15 protein-coding genes, 1 tRNA gene and 1 pseudogene are annotated in these 19,007 nt (G+C 52.8%); 11 read left to right on the top strand and 6 right to left on the bottom strand.

Annotated features, from left to right (window positions below; all coding sequences use genetic code 11):
• The first annotated feature begins 229 nt into the window (after positions 1 to 229).
• Positions 230 to 2,371, top strand: coding sequence for a choice-of-anchor I family protein (locus RGQ30_RS09070; RefSeq protein WP_130556218.1), 2,142 nt, complete (start codon positions 230 to 232; stop codon positions 2,369 to 2,371).
• A 99-nt stretch (positions 2,372 to 2,470) separates the two neighbouring features.
• Here RGQ30_RS09070 and RGQ30_RS09065 read toward each other — a convergent pair whose 3' ends face one another.
• Positions 2,471 to 3,892 carry a FecR family protein gene (locus tag RGQ30_RS09065; protein ID WP_338284354.1) on the bottom strand — a complete coding sequence of 474 codons (1,422 nt, stop codon included), beginning with the start codon at positions 3,890 to 3,892 and terminating at the stop codon, positions 2,471 to 2,473.
• A 175-nt stretch (positions 3,893 to 4,067) separates the two neighbouring features.
• Here RGQ30_RS09065 and RGQ30_RS09060 point away from each other — a divergent pair, with 175 nt between their 5' ends.
• Both RGQ30_RS09060 and RGQ30_RS09055 read left to right on the top strand, forming a co-directional pair.
• Positions 4,068 to 5,594, top strand: a complete 1,527-nt coding sequence (locus tag RGQ30_RS09060; RefSeq protein ID WP_130556221.1) for a flavin-containing monooxygenase — start codon at positions 4,068 to 4,070, stop codon at positions 5,592 to 5,594.
• Positions 5,591 to 6,415, top strand: coding sequence for an SDR family NAD(P)-dependent oxidoreductase (locus tag RGQ30_RS09055; protein ID WP_130556222.1), 825 nt, complete (start codon positions 5,591 to 5,593; stop codon positions 6,413 to 6,415). Before RGQ30_RS09060 ends, RGQ30_RS09055 begins: the two co-directional genes overlap by 4 nt.
• A 13-nt stretch (positions 6,416 to 6,428) precedes the next feature.
• Here the strand turns inward: RGQ30_RS09055 and RGQ30_RS09050 are convergent, their stop codons facing one another.
• On the bottom strand, positions 6,429 to 7,202 hold the full coding sequence (locus RGQ30_RS09050) for an SDR family oxidoreductase (RefSeq protein WP_130556223.1): 774 nt from the start codon (positions 7,200 to 7,202) through the stop codon (positions 6,429 to 6,431).
• Between the two features lie 55 nt (positions 7,203 to 7,257).
• On the opposite strand from RGQ30_RS09050, the gene RGQ30_RS09045 reads away from it, so the two are divergent.
• The 5 genes from RGQ30_RS09045 (at position 7,258) to RGQ30_RS09025 (ending at position 11,317) form a co-directional block, all read left to right on the top strand.
• The gene (locus RGQ30_RS09045; RefSeq protein ID WP_130556224.1) at positions 7,258 to 7,707 is read left to right on the top strand and encodes a gamma-glutamylcyclotransferase family protein; all 450 of its coding nucleotides are present in this window, start codon (positions 7,258 to 7,260) and stop codon (positions 7,705 to 7,707) included.
• Between the two features lie 24 nt (positions 7,708 to 7,731).
• Positions 7,732 to 9,222: a glycerol kinase GlpK gene (gene glpK / locus RGQ30_RS09040; RefSeq protein WP_130556225.1), complete on the top strand. Its 1,491-nt coding sequence runs from the start codon at positions 7,732 to 7,734 to the stop codon at positions 9,220 to 9,222.
• Complete coding sequence (locus RGQ30_RS09035) at positions 9,215 to 10,723, top strand: glycerol-3-phosphate dehydrogenase/oxidase (RefSeq protein ID WP_130556226.1); 1,509 nt, start codon at positions 9,215 to 9,217, stop codon at positions 10,721 to 10,723. Before glpK ends, RGQ30_RS09035 begins: the two co-directional genes overlap by 8 nt.
• A 75-nt stretch (positions 10,724 to 10,798) precedes the next feature.
• A tRNA-Arg gene (locus RGQ30_RS09030) sits at positions 10,799 to 10,875 on the top strand.
• 37 nt (positions 10,876 to 10,912) lie between these two features.
• Positions 10,913 to 11,317 (top strand): DoxX family protein, encoded by a 405-nt coding sequence (locus RGQ30_RS09025; protein WP_338284353.1) that lies wholly within the window; start codon positions 10,913 to 10,915, stop codon positions 11,315 to 11,317.
• A gap of 4 nt (positions 11,318 to 11,321) precedes the next feature.
• Here RGQ30_RS09025 and RGQ30_RS09020 read toward each other — a convergent pair.
• Positions 11,322 to 12,749: pseudogene (locus RGQ30_RS09020) on the bottom strand (cytochrome P450).
• A 166-nt stretch (positions 12,750 to 12,915) separates the two neighbouring features.
• Here RGQ30_RS09020 and RGQ30_RS09015 point away from each other — a divergent pair.
• From RGQ30_RS09015 to RGQ30_RS09005, 3 genes are all read left to right on the top strand, one after another.
• Entirely contained in the window at positions 12,916 to 14,559 is a 1,644-nt protein-coding gene (locus tag RGQ30_RS09015) for a long-chain-fatty-acid--CoA ligase (RefSeq protein WP_130556230.1), read from the top strand.
• Positions 14,560 to 14,654: 95 nt separating this feature from the next.
• Positions 14,655 to 15,494, top strand: coding sequence for a PhnD/SsuA/transferrin family substrate-binding protein (locus tag RGQ30_RS09010; RefSeq protein ID WP_130556231.1), 840 nt, complete (start codon positions 14,655 to 14,657; stop codon positions 15,492 to 15,494).
• Between the two features lie 15 nt (positions 15,495 to 15,509).
• Entirely contained in the window at positions 15,510 to 16,937 is a 1,428-nt protein-coding gene (locus RGQ30_RS09005; protein ID WP_130556232.1) for an ATP-binding protein, read from the top strand.
• Positions 16,938 to 16,967: 30 nt separating this feature from the next.
• Here the strand turns inward: RGQ30_RS09005 and msrA are convergent, their stop codons facing one another.
• The 3 genes from msrA to RGQ30_RS08990 are packed head-to-tail and all read right to left on the bottom strand — an operon-like array spanning position 16,968 to position 18,918.
• The gene (msrA, locus tag RGQ30_RS09000) at positions 16,968 to 17,573 is read right to left on the bottom strand and encodes a peptide-methionine (S)-S-oxide reductase MsrA (RefSeq protein ID WP_130556233.1); all 606 of its coding nucleotides are present in this window, start codon (positions 17,571 to 17,573) and stop codon (positions 16,968 to 16,970) included.
• 2 nt (positions 17,574 to 17,575) lie between these two features.
• A complete protein-coding gene (gene msrB / locus RGQ30_RS08995; RefSeq protein WP_130556234.1) occupies positions 17,576 to 18,079 on the bottom strand; it encodes a peptide-methionine (R)-S-oxide reductase MsrB in 504 nt (167 codons plus the stop codon).
• Positions 18,080 to 18,105: 26 nt separating this feature from the next.
• A complete protein-coding gene (locus RGQ30_RS08990) occupies positions 18,106 to 18,918 on the bottom strand; it encodes a DUF1223 domain-containing protein (RefSeq protein ID WP_130556235.1) in 813 nt (270 codons plus the stop codon).
• Positions 18,919 to 19,007: the final 89 nt, after the last annotated feature.

The raw sequence follows: 19,007 nt of genomic DNA, 5'->3' as shown, positions 1-19,007 counted from the left end.
GCTAAATCGCTTGGTACAGAACAATTCTCTGACTCTATTGTTGCAAGCGTTTTTACTTTGGATGGTGTAGCTGGTATTGAAATGTGGAAGGTCGCGTTCCACACAGATGTAGGCATCTATCTTGCCTTTCTGCTTTTTCCGTTTGTCATCTCTCCGTCAAGTAACTGTCATCAAACTTAAACACCCATGAAACACACTTGCCGCTTATTCAATATTGCGGGTGAGTTTAATGTTCAATAAAAAGATTCTCGCGGCTGGTGTGGCAGCCATTCTGGTTTCAGCTTGTGGTGGCTCAGACGATGCCCCCCTCAAAAGCACATTTGTAGATGCAGCAGTTTCAGGCGCAGCTTATGGTACTGCCACCCAATCTGGTACAACAGCAACTGACGGTGGTTTTAGCTACCGTCCCGGTGAGTCAGTGACCTTTGCTGTGGGCGGCGTGCGCTTGCCGGCTGTTGCCGTGCCCGGAGGTGTGGTTACACCGATTGACATGGGCGCAGATGGCACAGCCACAGACCCAGCCACCTTGAACATTGCCCGTTTCATTCAAGCGCTGGACAGCGACAACAACCCCGACAACGGTATTGTGATCAATGCAGCACGTGTGGCGCCCGGCGCTACAACGCCTGCAAATTGGTCTGCAGCCAATCCAGGCGCATTGCTCGCCGCTGGTGTGACAGTACCCACCGAAGGCCAGGCATTGACGCACTTGGCAAAATCCGTTGCAGCCGCAAAGGGTTTGCCACAGGGCAAGCTGGTTGGTCGCTATGGTGTTTCTCAGGCAGGTGTGGCTGAAATCGTGGCCTATCACGAAGGCAGCAAATCCTCATTTCACATTTCAGATGTGGCAGCCACCGCACCGGCTACAGGCAGGGCGCTGACTGTTCAGCGCATGTCATTGGCCAATCTCAGCGCCACAGCACTGGCGTCGCCCACCACGGCTTCCAACTTGACGATTGATGGAACAAAAGACGTTGCTGCCGACGTGAATGATGCCGGATTTACCGCAGGCGGTATTCAGAGCCTGGACATTGCAGGCAACCTGATGGCGGTTGCTGTTTCTGGCACACCCAAAACTGTTCAGGGTGTAATTGCTTTTTACAGCATTGCTACGAACGGAAGCCTTACATATCTCAAGAAAGTGCCAGTTGGTGTGTTACCTGACAGCGTGGCGTTCTCACCCGATGGAAGCGCAGTGGTGGTGGCCAACGAGGCTGAGCTGAGCGACACCTTCGGAACAGATGGAATTGACCCAGAAGGATCCATTTCAATTGTTCGAGTTGTGAATGGTGTGCCTGCGGACACAGCCATTCAACTCGGATTCACCGATTTCAACGTGGGTGGAAATCGTGCAACTGAATTGCCTTCTGGTGTTCGAATCGGTCGACCCGGTGCAAGCGTCGCGCAAGATCTGGAACCTGAGTTTGTCTCAATTTCTCCTGACAGCCGCACTGCATTCATTACACTCCAGGAAAACAATGCGATAGCCGTAGTGGATTTGGCTTCCGCGCGTATCAGCCGCATTTTTGCGCTCGGTTTCAAAGACCATGGTTTGGCGCGCAATGCGTTTGCCCCTTCAGACAGGGCCACTGTATTGAATCCGCCAGAGCTGATCACACTTCCTAATGTGATGGGTATTTATATGCCAGACACTGCGGCCAGTTTCACTGTGGGCGGCAAAACTTACATTGTGACCGCGAATGAGGGCGATGATCGCAATGACTTCCTGACCAATTTTGGTGCTCTTTCAGGCTCACTTGAAGAAACCCGTCGACTGTCTGCCCTGACGTTGGACCCCGTTGCATTTCCTAATGCAGCGAGTATTCAGCAGGCTTCAGTTGCAGGTCGCTTGACCGTGTTTGCAACCACCTCCACAGGCCGATTTGGTGACACCGACAACGACGGTGATTACGACAAGGTGTATGCCTTGGGCGGTCGTTCCTACTCGATCATTGATGCAGCAACAGGCCAGCTGGTGTACGAATCAGGTTCAGACGTGGAACGCTATGTGTATGGTGAATTGGCGAATGATGCGAATAAAGACACGCTGTTTGCCGACGGTGCCATTTCAGGCCGGTTTGACAACAAGGGTCCCGAACCCGAAGCATTGACGGTGGGGCAGATTGGAAACGATTTTTATGCGTTTATCGGTCTTGAGCGTTCCAGTTCAATCCTGGTGATGAAGGTGACCAATCCAGCCAAACCAGAATTTGTACAGTACATCCGCAGCACCACCAATTTTGCAAACGGCGACATTTCACCGGAAGGCATGAAGTTTGTACCTGCCGCGAAAAGCCCGAACGCAAAACCCTTGTTGATTGTGGGTTATGGCGATGTCAGTGGCACTGTAGCGGTCTATCAGTTTGATTGAGCCCGTTGAATGAGTCAGTGTGATTGACTCAGTCTGCTTCATTTGGAAAAGCCCAGGCACCCTTCAAAGTGCCTGGGCTTTTTTTAATCAAATGAAGGTTTAACTTGGCAGGCCGTCGATCGAGAGGCCTGGCAGCCCACCCAATTGACCACCCAGCGCATCAGCACCCGATGAAATACCGGTGCTTAATGTACCCAGCAGGTCTCCTTCGGGAATCTCAGGCAAGCCTGCGCCGCCAAACCCATCGAATGCTGCTTGAAGCGAATCCGCTCCCCCTAAAATTCCATCGACCAATTCAGCCAGTCCACCTTCCAGTTCGGTTGGCAAGGCAGAAGTGATTTCTGCGGGCAAGGCAGAAGTCAGATCAGCAGGCAAGGCAGAAGTCAGGTCAGCAGGCAACACTGAAGTTAAATCTGTGGGTAGCCCGCTATCCAGGCTTTGCAAGTCAGGTATCTCGGTGGTGATCTGGCTTAGAATGCCGTCCAGTACATTGTCCACTTCAACAGCCACAGTGCGAAGTCCATCAACCAATTGATCAACGGGTTCAATCTGTTGGCTCAAAGGTTGAGTAATGCCATCAGCCAAATCGACTACGCTGGTCACCAGGCCGCCATCGGCAAGGTCCAGGTTGGGCAGGGCGGCAATCAAGGTGTCCAATCCAAGTTCTGTGTTGACTGCATCTGTCAGCGCCGAGGTAAGTGGACTCAGTGGTTCTCCAAGTGGTGTTTGGTCAATGCCGTTAACGAGCTGTTGAATCAAGTCTGCCTGGGGTGTGCCTTCGCCTGTTGTGGCAACCAGAGCATCGTGAACATTTTCAAGTATACCCAGCCCGGTTTGCTCAACTGCCACAGCCAAATTATCGGGTGTGGATTCCGGGTTGTTCTGGCTGTTTTGCAACGCATTTTGAATGGGTTCAAGCAGGCTTTGCTGTGCGTTCTCCGGTGTCAGGTTTTCTGCAACGAATTCTTCCAAACTTTGTGGACTGCCTTCCGACGAGAATTCGCCTGCACCCACGCCGCCCGTGCCTGAACCTCCCGCGGTGTTCACGCCTGTTCCAGTTCCCGTGGAAGCACCACCTGCACTGCCCGATGAATCGCTCGAACCGCCAGCCAGAAATGCACCGGCCGCCAATGCGCCTGCACCAGCAACAGCACCACCACCTGCGCCCAACAGCCCAGCACCGAACAAACCCGCTACGGCACCACCATCGGCAGCAGCCGAGTTTTCAGCCAATTCGGTGGTGAACTCGAAACATTCACCATCCTCTATCACGACCATTTGCTGACCGTTCGGGCCAGGTTGTTCACCCAGGGTCAGTTTGCCGTTGGATGACATGAAGCCCGCTGCAGGCATTTGGCCGTTAACGCCCGGAAATTCCAGCGACAGGCGACCAGTGGCTCCGGTTGCAATTTCGTCGCCAGGCAAAAGGTAGTCACCTGCTTTTACTGCGACGACCTCGCCGTTGCGGCTTACGTTTACTTCGCCTTCTAAATCCTTGATCAGTGCCTGGGGTATTGCCATGGGTTCGCTCCTCGTTTGATTGGCCAAAATACATCCCCCAATTTTGCGAGCCCGAGCCGAATTTGATCCTCCAATTAGGGGGCTACTTCTACCCTCAATTGCTCAATTTGTAATTGACAACGTACGTAGTCAGATATACATTCATCCCAGCTTGAATTTCAACCGGGGTTAAAAAATGACTGAATACGGCGTGGTGATTATTGGCAGTGGGTTTGGCGGGCAATGTGCTGCCATCAACCTGAAAAAGCGTGGCATCGAAGATTTCATCATGCTGGAACGCCGCGATTTCATGGGCGGCACCTGGTGCCAGAATTCCTATCCTGGTGCGGCGGTGGACGTTCAATCGCTGCTGTATTCCATCGAGTCGGAGCCTTATGACTGGAGCCAGATGTTTGCAGAAGGCGCCGAGCTGCAGCGCTATACGGAACACGTCATTACCAAGCATGGCCTTCGCGAGAAAACCCGCACCAACAGCAATGTGCAGCGCACGGAGTGGAATGAAAGCGAGCAACGCTGGCATGTCCACCTGCAAGGCGGCGATGTGATCAAGGCACAATTCGTGATCAATGCATCGGGTCCCTTGAGCACGCCGGTGATTCCGAATTTCAAAGGCCGCGAGTCCTTCAAGGGCAAAACCTTTCACACCAATGCCTGGGACCAAAACTACGACCACAAAGGCAAGCGGGTTGCCATCATTGGCAGTGGCGCCAGCGCGGCCCAGGTTATTCCAGCGATTGCCGGGGAAGTAGGGCACTTGCACGTGTTTCAGCGTTCGCCGCACTGGGTATTGCCACGCCCTGACCGCGTCTTCAAGCCTTGGCAGCGTGCATTACTGAAGGTTGAGCCCATCCGAAAGCTGGCTCGTTCGGCCATTTACTGGGGACTGGAAAGCAGGGTAATCGCATTCAAGTATTCCGACTTTGCATTAAAGAATGTTGCCCAGCGCGAAGCCTTGAATCACATCAAGAAGCAGATCAAGGACCCCGTATTGCGCAAAAAGGTCACGCCCGATTTCACCATCGGCTGCAAGCGTATTATTTTGAGTAATACCCTGTACCCTGCATATTGCCGCCCCAATGTCAGCCTGCATGACAAGGCCGATGGCATTGCTGAAATCAATGAAACCGGTATCAAAACTCAAAGCGGTGAGCAGATTGACCTGGATTGCATCGTGTACTCCACGGGCTACGATGCCACAGATGGCGTGATTTCCTACCCTGTCATCGGTACTGGCGGCACGAAACTGGCCGACGTGTGGGACGAGTTTCCACGCGCCTACCTGGGCACCACAGTGCCCAGTTTCCCCAACCTGTTCATCGTGACCGGGCCAAATACCGGCATTGGACACACCTCTGCAATTTTCGTGATCGAAGCGCAGATGCACTACATCATGCGTGCCATTTCGGAAGTGAAGGCCAAGAAGGCTGCTGCTATTGAGGTGAAACCACAGGCCGAAGAACGCTACACCACGCACATTCACAGCGAGATGGAAAAGACTGTCTGGAAACGCGGCGGTTGTACCAGCTGGTACAAAAGCAAGAGCGGCCATGTGGTGGCGATGTTTCCTGGGTTCAGTTACACCTACCTGCGAATGGCTAAAAACTTCAAGTCATCTGACCATGCGTTTCAATTGCCACTGAATGCGAACAGCAACGCCAATGCAGCCGCTTCAAAACCAGTCACGGAAGGAGTTACAGCATGAAGAATTTCAAGAACAAGGTTGTTGTCATTACCGGTGCAGCTTCCGGAATGGGTCGTTCCTACGCGCTGATGTTTGCACGCTTGGGCAGCAAAATCGCGATATGCGATTACGACGAAAAAGGCTTGAAGGAAACCGAGAAACTGGTTCTGCAGGCAGCCAAGGTGCAGGTGTATTCAGAAAAGCTGGATGTATCTGACAAAGCGGGCGTGTATGCATTCGCGCAGGCCGTGAAAGCGGCTTTGGGCGATGCGCATGTCATCATCAACAACGCCGGTGTCAGTGGTGAAGGGCGCCCGGTTTGGGCGCTGAGCGACGACAGCTATGAGCGGGTCATGGGCATCAACTTTTGGGGTGTGGTACATGGCACCCGGGCATTCCTGCCGCAGTTGCTGGCCAATGGTGAAGGCGCCGTGGTGAATGTCTCCAGCATTTTCGGCTTGGTGGGTACACCCAGCAATTCCGATTACTGTGCCAGCAAGTTTGCAGTACGTGGCTTCACTGAATCACTGATGGTTGAATTGTCCAACAGCAAGGTACAGGTGCACCTGGTTCATCCGGGTGGCATCAACACCAACATTGCCAGCAAGCCCGAACATGAAAAGTTTGCCAAGAAATTCCTTACTACACCGCCTGATGAAATTTGCAACTACGTGTTGAAGTGCATTCAGAAAAACGAGCCGCGCATTGTGTATGGCAACAATGCGGCCCGCGTGTGGCTGGGTTCACGGCTGGTGCCGTTCAAGCGAATGCGCCACATTTTGTGGCAGCAAATGGGGCGCACGCTGAACGAAGAAGATTACAAAGGCATTCAGATCAAGTAATCATGTAATGAACTTACACTACCAGGTAACCGCCATCGACATTGATGCAGGCCCCGGTGGTGTAGCTCGATGCCTCCGAAGCCAGGTACAACACCGTGCCCGCCATTTCACTGGGCTGTGCAACCCGGTTCATGGGCACATGCTGCAGCAGTGCATTGCGAATGGCATCGTTGTGCACAAGGGCCGAGGCAAATTTCGTGTCGGTGGCGCCAGGCAACAAGGCGTTCACCCGCACTTTCATCGGTGCACATTCTTTGGCGAAAGCCTTGGTCATCGAAATGACAGCCGCCTTGGTAATGGAATAAATGCCCTGGTACAGGCCGGGAATCACCCCATTAACCGACGCCACATTGATAATGCTGCCGCCCCCGTTTTTGGCCATCAACTTGCAGCCATGGCTGCTCATGTAAAAATAGCCGCGAATGTTCACATCACAGGTTTTTTGAAACGCTGCCAAATCGGTGTCGTAAATTGGGCCAAAGTGCGGGTTGGTGGCCCCGTTGTTGACGAGAATATCGAGCTTGCCGAATTTGGCTTCAATCTGTTGGTACAAAGCCTCAATCTGCTCCATTTCCCCCAAGTGGCAGGCCATGGGTACGGCCTTCAAGCCATCTGCCTGAAATTGCGCAGCAATTTGCTCGCAGGCATCCTGTTTTCTGCTGGAAATGATTACGGTTGCCCCCTTGGACGCCAGCAGTTCGGCGCAGGCCAGACCAATTCCCCGTGTTGCACCCGTGACCAAAGCCACCTTATCTTGTAAATTGAACAAATCAGTTGTTGTTTTCACATCGTCTCCTTACAGGCATTTTCTAATTGTTTTTCATTTGAAAAGGTAACATCGCATGGGCTCGGAAATTGAGCAAGATGGCAGGCATGTTTTTGTTTACGGTTCACTGATGTATTTGCCCGTTTGGGGGCAGGTGGTGAAAGGGGTGTATCCCTGCATGAATGCCATTGCGAAAGGATTTCAGCGCCACGCCGTGCCGGGTGAAACTTACCCGGCCATGGTCAGAAACACGCAGGCACAGGTGCAAGGTTTGGTGTGGCTGAATGTACGACCAGAGGACATTCACAATCTGGATGTGTTTGAGGGTTCAGAATATGCCCGCGAGCACATTGAAGTGTTTTTGAATACTACGGGCGAGACAGTGAAGGCAGACACTTACATTTGGCGTCACCCCGATCTGTTGACTGATGCCTTGTGGAGTGTCAGCCAATTTGAGGCTGAAGGCATGCAGGCCTTTCTGGCTCGGCATGTTGGAAACTGGAACAGCACCGGACAAAGAAAATAAAAAAGAGAACAAGGAGACGCACCCATGGGTTTTATCTTGGCACTCGACCAAGGCACGACCAGTTCACGCGCGATTGTATTCAATGAACGTGCTCAAGTCGTAGCCAGTTGCCAGCAGGAATTTGAGCAGATTTTTCCAAAAGCCGGTTGGGTTGAGCATCGCCCGGACGACATCTGGCGCACACAACTGGCCTGCGCGCGCGGCGCCATTGAGCAGGCTGGAATCAAGGCTTCGGACATTGCCGGTATTGGTATTACCAATCAGCGCGAAACCACGGTAGTCTGGAACCGCAAAACCGGCCTACCGGTTTACAACGCCATTGTTTGGCAAGATCGCCGCACTGCGGCTTTTTGCGACAAATTGCGCGAGCAGGGCAAGGCGCCGCTGATTCGCCGCGCCACCGGGCTTGAACTGGACTCCTATTTTTCTGCCACCAAGCTGAACTGGATCCTGAACAACGTGGACGGGGCAAGGGCGCAGGCTGAGGCTGGTGAACTGGCCTTCGGTACCATAGACAGTTGGTTGATCTGGAACCTGACAGGCGGGCGCACTCACGCCACAGATGTCAGCAATGCTTCACGCAGCATGCTGCTGAACATACACACACTTAGCTGGGACGATGAGTTGCTCGCCTTGTTCGACATACCGCGAAGCCTGTTGCCGCAGGTGTGCGAATCAAGCGGAGAAATTGCGCACTGCGAGTCTGCTCACTTCGGTGCAGCCATTCCAATCGCAGGCGTGGCCGGTGATCAGCAAGCTGCCACATTCGGACAAACAGCATTCAAACCCGGTGAAGCCAAAAACACCTATGGCACTGGGTGTTTCATGTTGATGAATACAGGCACCGAAGTGGTTGAAAGTCACAATCGCCTGTTGACCACAGTGGGCTGGACCGTTCAAGGACAAACCAGTTACATGCTGGAAGGCAGTGTGTTCATGGGCGGTGCCGTGGTGCAGTGGTTGCGCGACGGCCTCGGCATTATTGAAAAATCTGCGGACGTGCAGGCACTTGCGGCCAGTGTGCCCAATACCGATGGCGTGTGTCTGGTCCCCGCATTTGCGGGGCTTGGTGCGCCGCATTGGGACCCGTATGCTCGCGGCACGTTGGTGGGCATGACCCGTGGCACCAACAGGGCGCATATCGCCCGGGCCGCACTGGAAAGCATCGCCTTGCAAACGGTGGACCTGGTGCAGGCCATGCAGCGCGATGGGGCCAGGCCTCTGCTTGAATTGCGTGTCGACGGTGGAGCTTCGAACAACAATTTATTGATGCAAATTCAGGCGGATTTACTGGGTGTTCCTGTGGTGCGCCCCACCGTCACCGAGACAACTGCCTTGGGAGCCGCTTACCTGGCCGGCCTTGCGGTGGGGGTATTTGACAGTGAACAAAGCCTGCTTGCGAACTGGCAGGTGGATGCGCGGTTTGAGCCCGCAATGGGTATAGATGAACGGGGTGCCTTGCTGGATCGTTGGCACCGCGCCGTAGAACGTTCCAAAGGATGGGCAGATGCTTAGTCGTAAAAAGCACCTAGAGGTTTTAAAAGCAAGGGCGCATGAAGAATATGAGTGGGACGTGATCGTCATTGGCGGCGGTGCCACAGGTTTGGGCAGTGCCGTTGATGCGGCAAGTCGGGGCTTGAAAGTGCTTCTGCTCGAAGGCCATGATTTTGCCAAGGGCACCAGTTCACGCGCAACGAAGTTGGCCCATGGTGGTGTGCGTTATTTGGCGCAGGGCAATTTCAGCCTGGTTCGTGAAGCGCTTGAAGAGCGTGGTCGCATGTTGCTCAATGCGCCAAACCTGGTCAAACCATTGGCCTTTGTCATCCCTGTGCGCAATGTGTTTCAGAAGTTGTTCTATTGGTTTGGTTTGAAGTTGTACGACTTGCTGGCCGGCAAGTTGGGCGTTGGTCCCACGACCCTGATGAAAAAGAACGAAGTGTTGCGCACCGTACCCACGATTTCGCAACACAAGTTGCATGGCGGTGTTCGCTATTTTGATGCGCAGTTTGATGATGCGCGCCTGGCCATCGCCCTGATGAAAACGCTACACAAGCTGGGAGGAATGGCGATCAACTATGTGCCGGTGACTGGCTTTGTCAAGGTCGGCGAAAAAATCACTGCAGTACAGGCTCGGGATGTTTTTTCAGGTGAGTGTTTCACATTCAGATCCAAAGCGGTGATCAATGCCACCGGTGTGTGGGTTGATGAAATCCGCCAAATGGATTCTGCAGAAGCAAAACCCATGTTGAGCCCAAGCCAAGGTGTACACGTGGTGGTCGATGAACATTTCTACCCCGCCAAGGAAGCCCTGCTTGTGCCCAAAACAAGTGATGGTCGTGTGCTGTTCGTTGTGCCTTGGCAGGGTAAAACCTTGATCGGCACCACAGACACCCCCCGCGCCGACGCACCCTGGGAGCCCGATGCCTTGCCGGAGGAAGTGGATTTCATATTGAATACTGCCGCGCTTTACCTGGCGAAGGCACCTACTCGGGCCGATGTTCGTAGTGTATTCGTGGGCTTGCGCCCCTTGGTCAATGCAGGTGGAGAAAAACAGAACACAAAAAGCATTTCGCGCGAACACACCGTGATCACCGCAGCAAGCGGGCTTGTGACCATCACTGGTGGAAAGTGGACTACCTACCGCAGCATGGCCGAAGAAGTGGTGGACTTGGTGTGCGAACAGCAGGGCTGGTTGAACAAGCCCACGAGAACCCGGCACATGCGCCTGGAGGATGATTTGCCCATGCGCAAGCCCGGTTCTGCCATCCATGAAAATCTGGTATTGAATGAAGCCGAAATCGCACAGGCCGTGCTCGAGGAAATGGCTGTGACCATCGAGGACGTACTGGCTCGACGAAGTAGGGCACTGTTTCTCGACAGTGCAGCAGCTTTGGCCTGCATGAATGAAGTCCGGTTTGTGCTTCAAAATGAACTGCGACTCAGCGATGAAGAACTGGATCGCCAGGAGGACGAATTCCGCAAACTGGTTGCCCAATACAGCCTGGCCGGAGTTTGACGAAGATTTTTGAAAAAAGTGGGCTTGTGCACTTGCAGAAGAAAATACTTTGGGGCATAATCTCGCTTCTGTTCTGCGGCTGTAGCTCAGCTGGATAGAGTACTTGGCTACGAACCAAGGGGTCGTGGGTTCAATTCCTGCCAGCCGCACCAAAATTAAAGAAACCCTCGCTCAAAAGGCGGGGGTTTTTTGTTTAACATTCCTGGTTTTAATCTTTCCTTTTCTGCCATGCCTCCAATTCCTGTTCTTGTTGTTGCAGCCTTTTTCATCGGGGCTGGCATTTTGCACTTCGTATTGCTGGATTTCTTCTCCAGCATCGTGCCGCCGTACTTCAGCAACCCTGAAGCGCTTGTCAAAATCAGCGGCATCTTTGAAATCCTGGGCGGTATCGGAATACTGGTCGAACGCACCCGCAAGTGGGCCGGTTTTGGATTGATTGCGCTTTGCGTTGCAGTGCTGCCAGCCAACATTCACATGGCCATGAACCCGGATCAGTTTGCAAACATTCCGGTTGTCTTGCTGTACCTGCGTTTGCCGCTGCAAGCCTTGGTCATCTGGGTGATCTGGAAGGCGGCACACAGCCGCCAGGCATGACACGTTACAAAGCCTTGAAGCGAATCGGCATGTTCTCTGGTTCAAGGGTGAACTTGTAAACCCGGTTGGGTTCATCTTCCCCCGCGCTTTCCCATTCATACCTGCACAGCAATGCGGCCAGGTAGGCTTTCAATTCCATCAACGACAAATTCCTGCCGGGGCAAAGGCGCTGGCCTATACCAAAGGGTAGGGGCAGCATTTTGACCGCCTTGGCCAATTCTCCTGAATCAAGCCAGCGCTGTGGGTTGAAACCGGCATTTGAATTGGCTGTTTTTTCTGCCTGGTCGTGCATGAAAAAGAAGCTGGTATTTGAGGGAATTTTCCGGTTTTCAAACTCAAATTCCTGCGTGGTGTGGGCAATCAGGAAGGGGGCTGAAGGGTACAGGCGCAATGCCTCCCAGATGACCGCTTCAAGAAGCGGTTGTGTGTGTACTCCCTATAGCGTGGGCAGGCGCCCAGTACCCTGAGTTGCGATGCGTAATTCACTGCGCAGTTGCTGTTGAATCTCGGTGTGTTTGCCCAGCAGGTAAAGCGCCCAGGCCAGGGTGGTCGAGGTAGTGTCCATGCCGGCGGCAATCAGTGCCACAGCATTGGCAAACACTTCGTCTTCGCTCAGGGCTTGTGCAGGTTCTTCGGCCAATTGATGCATCAGCAACCCATCGAGCAGGTTGTCGGGTCGGTGGTTCTTGGGTTGTTCCCGCAACTGCTCAAGCGCGGTGGTAGCGCGTTGCGTGATGTCACGCCGCAGGCGGTTTTTAACGCGTTCAAATGCCCGGTCTTTGGGTAACTTGAACCATTTCCAGTACTCGATTGGCGCAACAGTTCGACTGGCCAGTGTGTTGAAGATCAAGCTCAGTTCGGTGGACAGTTCGTCATTCTCCGCGGTTTGACGAAAGTCGTCTCCAAACACCAGGCGAGAAATGATGCCCAGTGAAAATTGCTTGGAATGTGGCAGGAAATTGATGGGCTTTCCAATGGAGGCTTTGATTTGCTGATCCATTCTGTCGAGCCTGCGCTGGACTTCATGAAAAATCATGTCCTCGGCCTTGCCAAGGTTGTGCGCGCTCAGCGATTTTGCAATCGCCTTGCGTTGCTTGCGCCAGTTTTCACCCTCGGCAGCAAACAGGTTGTTGACCAGGTCAATGGAGCTGAATGAGCGGGCAATCATCGGTGGACGCTCAACACCTTCGGGCCGATTTTCAAACAAAAGCTTCGACAGCGCCATGTTGCTTGAAACGATGTAACTGTCGACGCCAATCTTTACGTGAAACAGGTCGCCGTATTTTCTGGCCCATCGCTGCATGACGGCATAAAACCGATTGGGGTTCCCGATGAGGAACGCAGACCCCACGAAGGGAAGGCTGGGTGGACCGGGCAGGCGCGTGGGCACATCCGTGTTTTGCCAATAGCTTGTTGTGCTGCTTGAAGTCATTGTGTTGCTGTTCGAAAATTTATTGTGTCTGGGGATCAACTTACCAAACTTGTTGTCACAAGCCGGTATGCGTGTGCAAAACACCTTACAAAATGGAACTGTTGTTACGCTTTCATGGGTTACACTTTATAAAAAATATTCCAATCAGAACAAGGAGACAGAGACGATGTTGAAACCCGGTTTGATGATGAAGCAGGAGATGCTGCTTTCTTCAATTCTGCTGCATGCAGAACGTTTTTATGGTTGGCAGGAGGTGGTAACCCGTCGGGTTGAAGGCGACTTGCATCGCATCACCTTCAAGGCTCTCGCTGCACGTTCAAGGCAATTGGCCAACGCCTTGCACGGCTTGGGTGTTGAGCAGGGCGAGAACATTGCCACGATTGCCTGGAACAGCCACCGGCACCTTGAAATCTATTATGCGGTGGCAGGCATGGGCGCAGTGACCCACACCCTGAACCCACGTTACACCCCGCAGCAGTTGATTTACATCATCAACCACGCGCAAGACACCACCATCTTTTTTGATCTGACCTTTGCGCCCCTGATCAAAGCAATCGCTCCGCATTGCCCCACCGTGAAGCGCTGGGTGTTACTGATTGACGAAGACAAGATGCCTGCGGAGCCACCCGTTAACGGTTTGCTGAACTATGAAGCATTGCTGGCGGCGCAGAATGACACCTATGTATGGCCGGAGTTCGATGAAAACTCGGCCTGTACCCTGTGCTACACCTCGGGCACGACAGGTAATCCGAAAGGTATTTTGTATTCCCACCGGTCTACGATGTTGCACGCCATGATGTCCAATTGTGCCGATGCAATTGCCTTGACCCGCAAGGACACCATTCTCCCCGTGGTGCCCATGTTCCATGTCAATGCATGGGGTTTGCCATACGCGGCTTTGATGACCGGTTGCAAACTGGTCATGCCAGGGCCGCAGCTGGATGCCCCTTCCATTTACAGTCTGCTTGAAAACGAGCGAGTCACTGTGGCTGCCGGTGTGCCCACAATCTGGTTGGGTTTGATCAACCATGTCCTGCAAAACAAACTCACATTCAGCACCTTGAAGCGGTCTTTGGTGGGCGGGTCAGCCGTTCCCATCAGTTTGATCAAATCCTTCGATGAAATGGGAGTGGAGTTGATGCAAGGGTGGGGTAGCACTGAAATGTCTCCTCTTGGAACAGTCTCCAAGTTGTCAGGTGACGAGCGTGATTTGCCCAAGCAGGAGCAGTATGAAATTGTGGCCAAGCAGGGGCGAACCATTTTTGGTGTGGACATGAAGCTGCTGGCTGAAGATGGCACCGAGTTGCCCTGGGATTTCGAGCAAAGTGGTGAACTTCACGTGCGGGGTCATTGGGTACTGAATGAATACTACGGTGGAGATGGTGCAAAAGCCTTTAGTCACGACAAGGATGGAAAGCGCTGGTTTGCCACTGGCGATGTCGCGCGAATGGCACCGGATGGTTTGATGCAGATCACCGACCGCACCAAGGATGTGATCAAGTCGGGCGGTGAATGGATCAGTTCGATTGATCTTGAAAACATTGCCATGTCTCATCCGGCTGTATTGCAGTCTGCAGTGATCGCCATCCCCCATGAAAAATGGAATGAGCGCCCGCTGTTGATCGTGGTCAAAAAACCCGGAAGTGAGGTCAGCAAGGAAGAAATCCTGAAGTTTTACGAGGGCAGCATTTCCAAAATGCACATTCCGGATGACGTTGAGTTTGTTGATGCGATGCCGATCGGTGCCACTGGTAAAATCCAGAAGTCGACACTTCGCGAGCAATTCAAAGGTGTGCAATTTGCCAAGTAGTATCTAATGCAAAATCGGAAAAGCATCTCTGTTTAACCTTTTGCTTGCAGTGGGGGTGGTCTATGCTGTCCACCCCCGTTCTTTGGAAAGAAAAAATGACTTTGCGTTCCATTTTCCTGGTTTCTTTGATGTTGTTGGCTGGTTCACCAGCCCACGCGCAGCAGCCGGTTTATCGTTTTTCACCGGTGAATCAATGGGACATTCCAAAAACTGCGGCCTATTGGAACCCGATTATTCAACACGTCAGTGAAAAAAGTGGGGTCAAGCTTGAACTGAAAATCGGGCGTACTTCCGCTGACACCACAGCTTATGTTTTGGCTCAGGAAGTAGAGTTTGTGTTTTCCAATCACCTGTTCAGTCCTGAACGTGACAAGCTGGGCTGGAAAGTATTCGGTCGTCGCACTGGGCCTGCTCTGCAAGGTCAAATCGCCGTCTTGGACAACTCACCCATTCGTACCCTTGCCGATCTGAACGGGCAGGACATGGTATTTGCTGGCCCCGAGGCGTTCATAGGCTACCGCGTTCCCCAGGCACAGCTCATCAGTCAAGGCATCGAGGTCAATCCTGTTTTTGCAGGCAACCAGAATGCAGCATTCGCGCAATTACTGGCTGGGCGCGCCAAGGCGGTTGGCAGCAATTCGGTGTTGATTGACGGTTTTACGGAGAAGCAGGGCACCAAGTTTCGTATTCTTTGGACTTCGGAAGATTATCTTGACCTTGCTTTGATGGCATCCAATAAAGTGAGTGCCAAAGATGTCAGGGCTGTGGCCAATGCGTTCACCAACATGCACAAAAGCAAAGAAGGCGCGTTGATTCTCAAACGTGCCTCCGAGTCCGTGGGTCTCGATACGGACAGCCATTTTCTGTCTGCCACCGACAAGGACTATGAAAGTTACCGCCGTTTTTATGCGTCAGCCCCAATTGCTGTGCGCTGAGGTTTTGCAATAAAAATGAGCCGTATCCGTTTGTTGCCCTCATCCCTGATCGGACGGGTATTTCTGCTGTATACCATTGCACTGATGCTGTTTGTCAGTATCAGTTTCGTGGCCTTTTCCCGTTTCCAGTACCACAGCACGCTGGAGGAGGCCCAAGACTCGGCCAACATGATGATTGAAGTGGTCGCCCAAACTGTCTCTGACAGCGCAGTGATCGGCGACTACGACACCATTCAACGAACCCTGAACAAGGCGATTGCAGGGTCTCGTTTCGCCTCCGCCAAGTTCATTGATCTTTCGGGCGGTGTCATCAAAACCCAGAATTCACAGATCACCAAAAGTACTTCACCCCTTTGGCTTCGTGAGCAAGTTGCCGAACAACTTTATGACGTGAATCGAGCAATCAACGCGGGTGGTTATGATTACGGCGTACTGCGATTTACATTTGCGGTGGATGCCATTGCTGACGGCTTCTGGGGTTTGATTGGGGTGGCCATGGCCAGTGCTGTGGGTGGTTTGATTGGCGGCTTGCTGATTATCTGGTTCCCATTGAAAAGCTGGTTGGGTGCCCTGGAGCGGGTCGATGAATTCGAACATGCGCCTGTAGCCAAACCTGGAAATGAGCCTGATTTGCGAATTGAAAACTTGCCCACCGAGTTTCGCCCTGCCTTTGAAATGCTGAAACGAACCACCGAACATCTGGATGGTGAGTCCCGGGCCAAAGAACTTGCTGAAAGTGCTAACCGGGCAAAAAGCCAGTTTCTTGCCAACATGAGTCATGAAATTCGCACCCCATTGAATGGCATCATTGGTATGACCGAGTTAGCCCTTGAGACCCAATTAACAAAGGCACAGCGCGAGTTTTTGCAGGTGGCTCACGATTCGGCAAATACGCTCCTGGTGATCGTCAACGAAATTCTCGACTTCTCCAAAATTGAAGCCGGCATGATGAAGATCGAGAAAGTGGTCTTTGATCCACGCCGGGTGTTCGAGCAGGCGATCGGGCCGATGATACCCAAAGCGGCTGCAAAAAACCTGTCTCTTGAATGCACGTTTTCAGATGCTTGCCCCAATCAACTGCTAGGTGACCCGGTGCGTTTGTTGCAGGTACTCAACAACATGGTAGGCAATGCCATCAAGTTCACGGAGCAGGGCGGGGTGGACATTCGCGTGGATGCAACGCGTGACAACCGCGGCTTGCACAAGCTGGTGTGTTCCATCCGTGACACAGGCATTGGTATCCCCCTTGAAAAAATGGACGCGATATTCAAACCATTCGAGCAGGCCGATTCATCCATCACACGCAACTTCGGCGGCACAGGGTTGGGCCTCAGTATTACAAGCCGGCTTGTGGAGTTGATGCAGGGAGAAATCTGGGTGGAAAGTGAAGTGGGTGTGGGTAGTACATTCCACTTCACTGTCATGGATTTGAAAACTGTTTGACCGACAACTGCTGTCGGCCGGTTTTGCACATTACCTGCTTGCCTTCGGTCCCCACAATTCTTCCAGTCGATTGTCACGACCACAGCCGCTTCGGTAGTACCCGTAACGCACTGGGTTCTTTTTGTAGTAATCCTGGTGGTATTCCTCGGCCGGGTAGAATTTGATCGCCGGGGCCACTTCAGTGTGGATGGTCCTGAACTTGCCACTGGCCTGCAATTTGGCCTTGCTCGCTTCGGCTACTTTCTTCTGTTCATCGTTCAGGGTGTAAAAGCCGGTGCGGTATTGTGTGCCTGCATCACAAAACTGCCGGTCTTTCACAGTCGGGTCTATGGTTTTCCAGAAGAACTCAACCAGTTGGCTGTAGCTGGCCTTGGTGTCGTCGTAAGTGACTTCAACAACCTCGGTGTGGTCGGTGCGGCCCGCACTGACCGCCTTGTAATCCGGGTCTTTGTACTGCCCGCCTGCGTAACCTGAAATTGTTTTAAGTACGCCTGGCACTTTGTCAAAATCAGCTTCAACACACCAGAAACAGCCACCTCCGAAAATGGCGGTTTTGGTTTCCGCCTGTGCGCTTGTGACTGCCAACACACCCAGTGCAACAGCCAGCGTCGACTTCAATTTAAACAGTGTGTTCATGTTCATGCCTTGCGCAAAGTCGGAAGGGCCTTGCCTTCGGGTACAAAATTCAACGCCAATCCGTTGTTGCAATACCGTTTGCCAGTGGGAGCAGGGCCATCATCAAACACGTGACCCTGGTGTCCACCGCAGTTGCTGCAATGGTATTCCGTGCGAGGTAATATCAGTTTGTAATCGGTTTTTGTATTCAATGCGCCTTTGTTGGCATCAAAGAAGCTGGGCCAGCCAGTGCCGCTGTCGTACTTGTACTGAGCCGGAAAAAGTGGCTGGTTGCAGGCCGCGCACACGTAGGTGCCCTTGCGTTTCTCGTCGTTCAGCGGGCTTGAGAAGGGGCGTTCAGTGGCTTCCTTGAACAGGACGTTGAATTGATCCTTGTTGATGATCTTCAGCCATTCCGCTTCAGATTTGTTCAGTTTGTTCATTCCGGCAATTGAGCTCATGGGTTTTGCGATCATCAGACCTGCGCCCAAGGCAGCAAGACTGGCTAGTACTGTACGACGTTGCATTGTATTTTCCTTTTTTCAATCCACTTTTAACTACACCGGGCCAAGGCCCCTGTTGCATTCAATGCCTGAAGCACGGTGTTGGATTCACTGTTTTCCACGATGACACCAATTCCCACATTCTCTTGATTCCAGTCGGCTGGAATGGTTTGTGTGAATACCCTGACACTGTCAGCACTCGATACTGCCACAGCTTGGCTGAGGTGTCTGACCACTCGGTCATGCCGAAGCAACTCACCCCGGTTCTCGCCGGCTTTAACCTGTTGACTCAATTTGTCTTCATACAAGGCAATAAACATTCTGCCTGCCTTGTAACGTTCATCGAGCCAATCTGCTTTCACCTTGATTTCGACCTGATTCGCCTGTTTTCGTTCCAGCGACATGTGCAATGAAATCGGTGCCTTGTCCTGTTTCATGGCTGCCAGTTGTTGGGGAATCAAGCCTGCCTGTCCCCAGCGGCGCACTTCACGGTTTGAAAACACGTACTGCGGGGTATAAATCTGGCTGACGTTACCGCGGCTTTTGTGCGCATACTGGCGTTGGGTAAACTGTTTGCTGGAATAGGGGTCTTGCCAGCCAATGTAATTCCAGTAATCCACGTGAAAGGACAAGGCGAGGATACTTCGGGCGCGTTCTGGCGTGGTAAGTTGGCTGCTCAGCCAGCGGTCTGCCGGCGGGCAGCTGCTGCAACCTTCCGAGGTATAAAGCTCGGCCACGATCATGCGTTCAGGCGTGCTGGTCCAGTTGCAGGTGTTGGCCAGTGCACCGGTGGGGTTCAGTACCACACCGACTGCAAGCATTAAACCTGACTGTTTGGCATTAACCTTCCATCGATTTTCCATGTTGAGCCCTCGTCACTTGGCACAACCGGTGTGCCTGCGGGAAGGTATTCGCCACGAGTGAATGAAAGGTTACATGCAGGGTTACATCC

The organism is Limnobacter thiooxidans (assembly GCF_036323495.1).
GTDB classification, from domain to species: Bacteria; Pseudomonadota; Gammaproteobacteria; order Burkholderiales; family Burkholderiaceae_B; genus Limnobacter; species Limnobacter thiooxidans.
The sequence above is the reverse complement of the archived record's forward strand: the minus strand, read 5'-3'. Positions and strand labels throughout refer to the sequence as shown.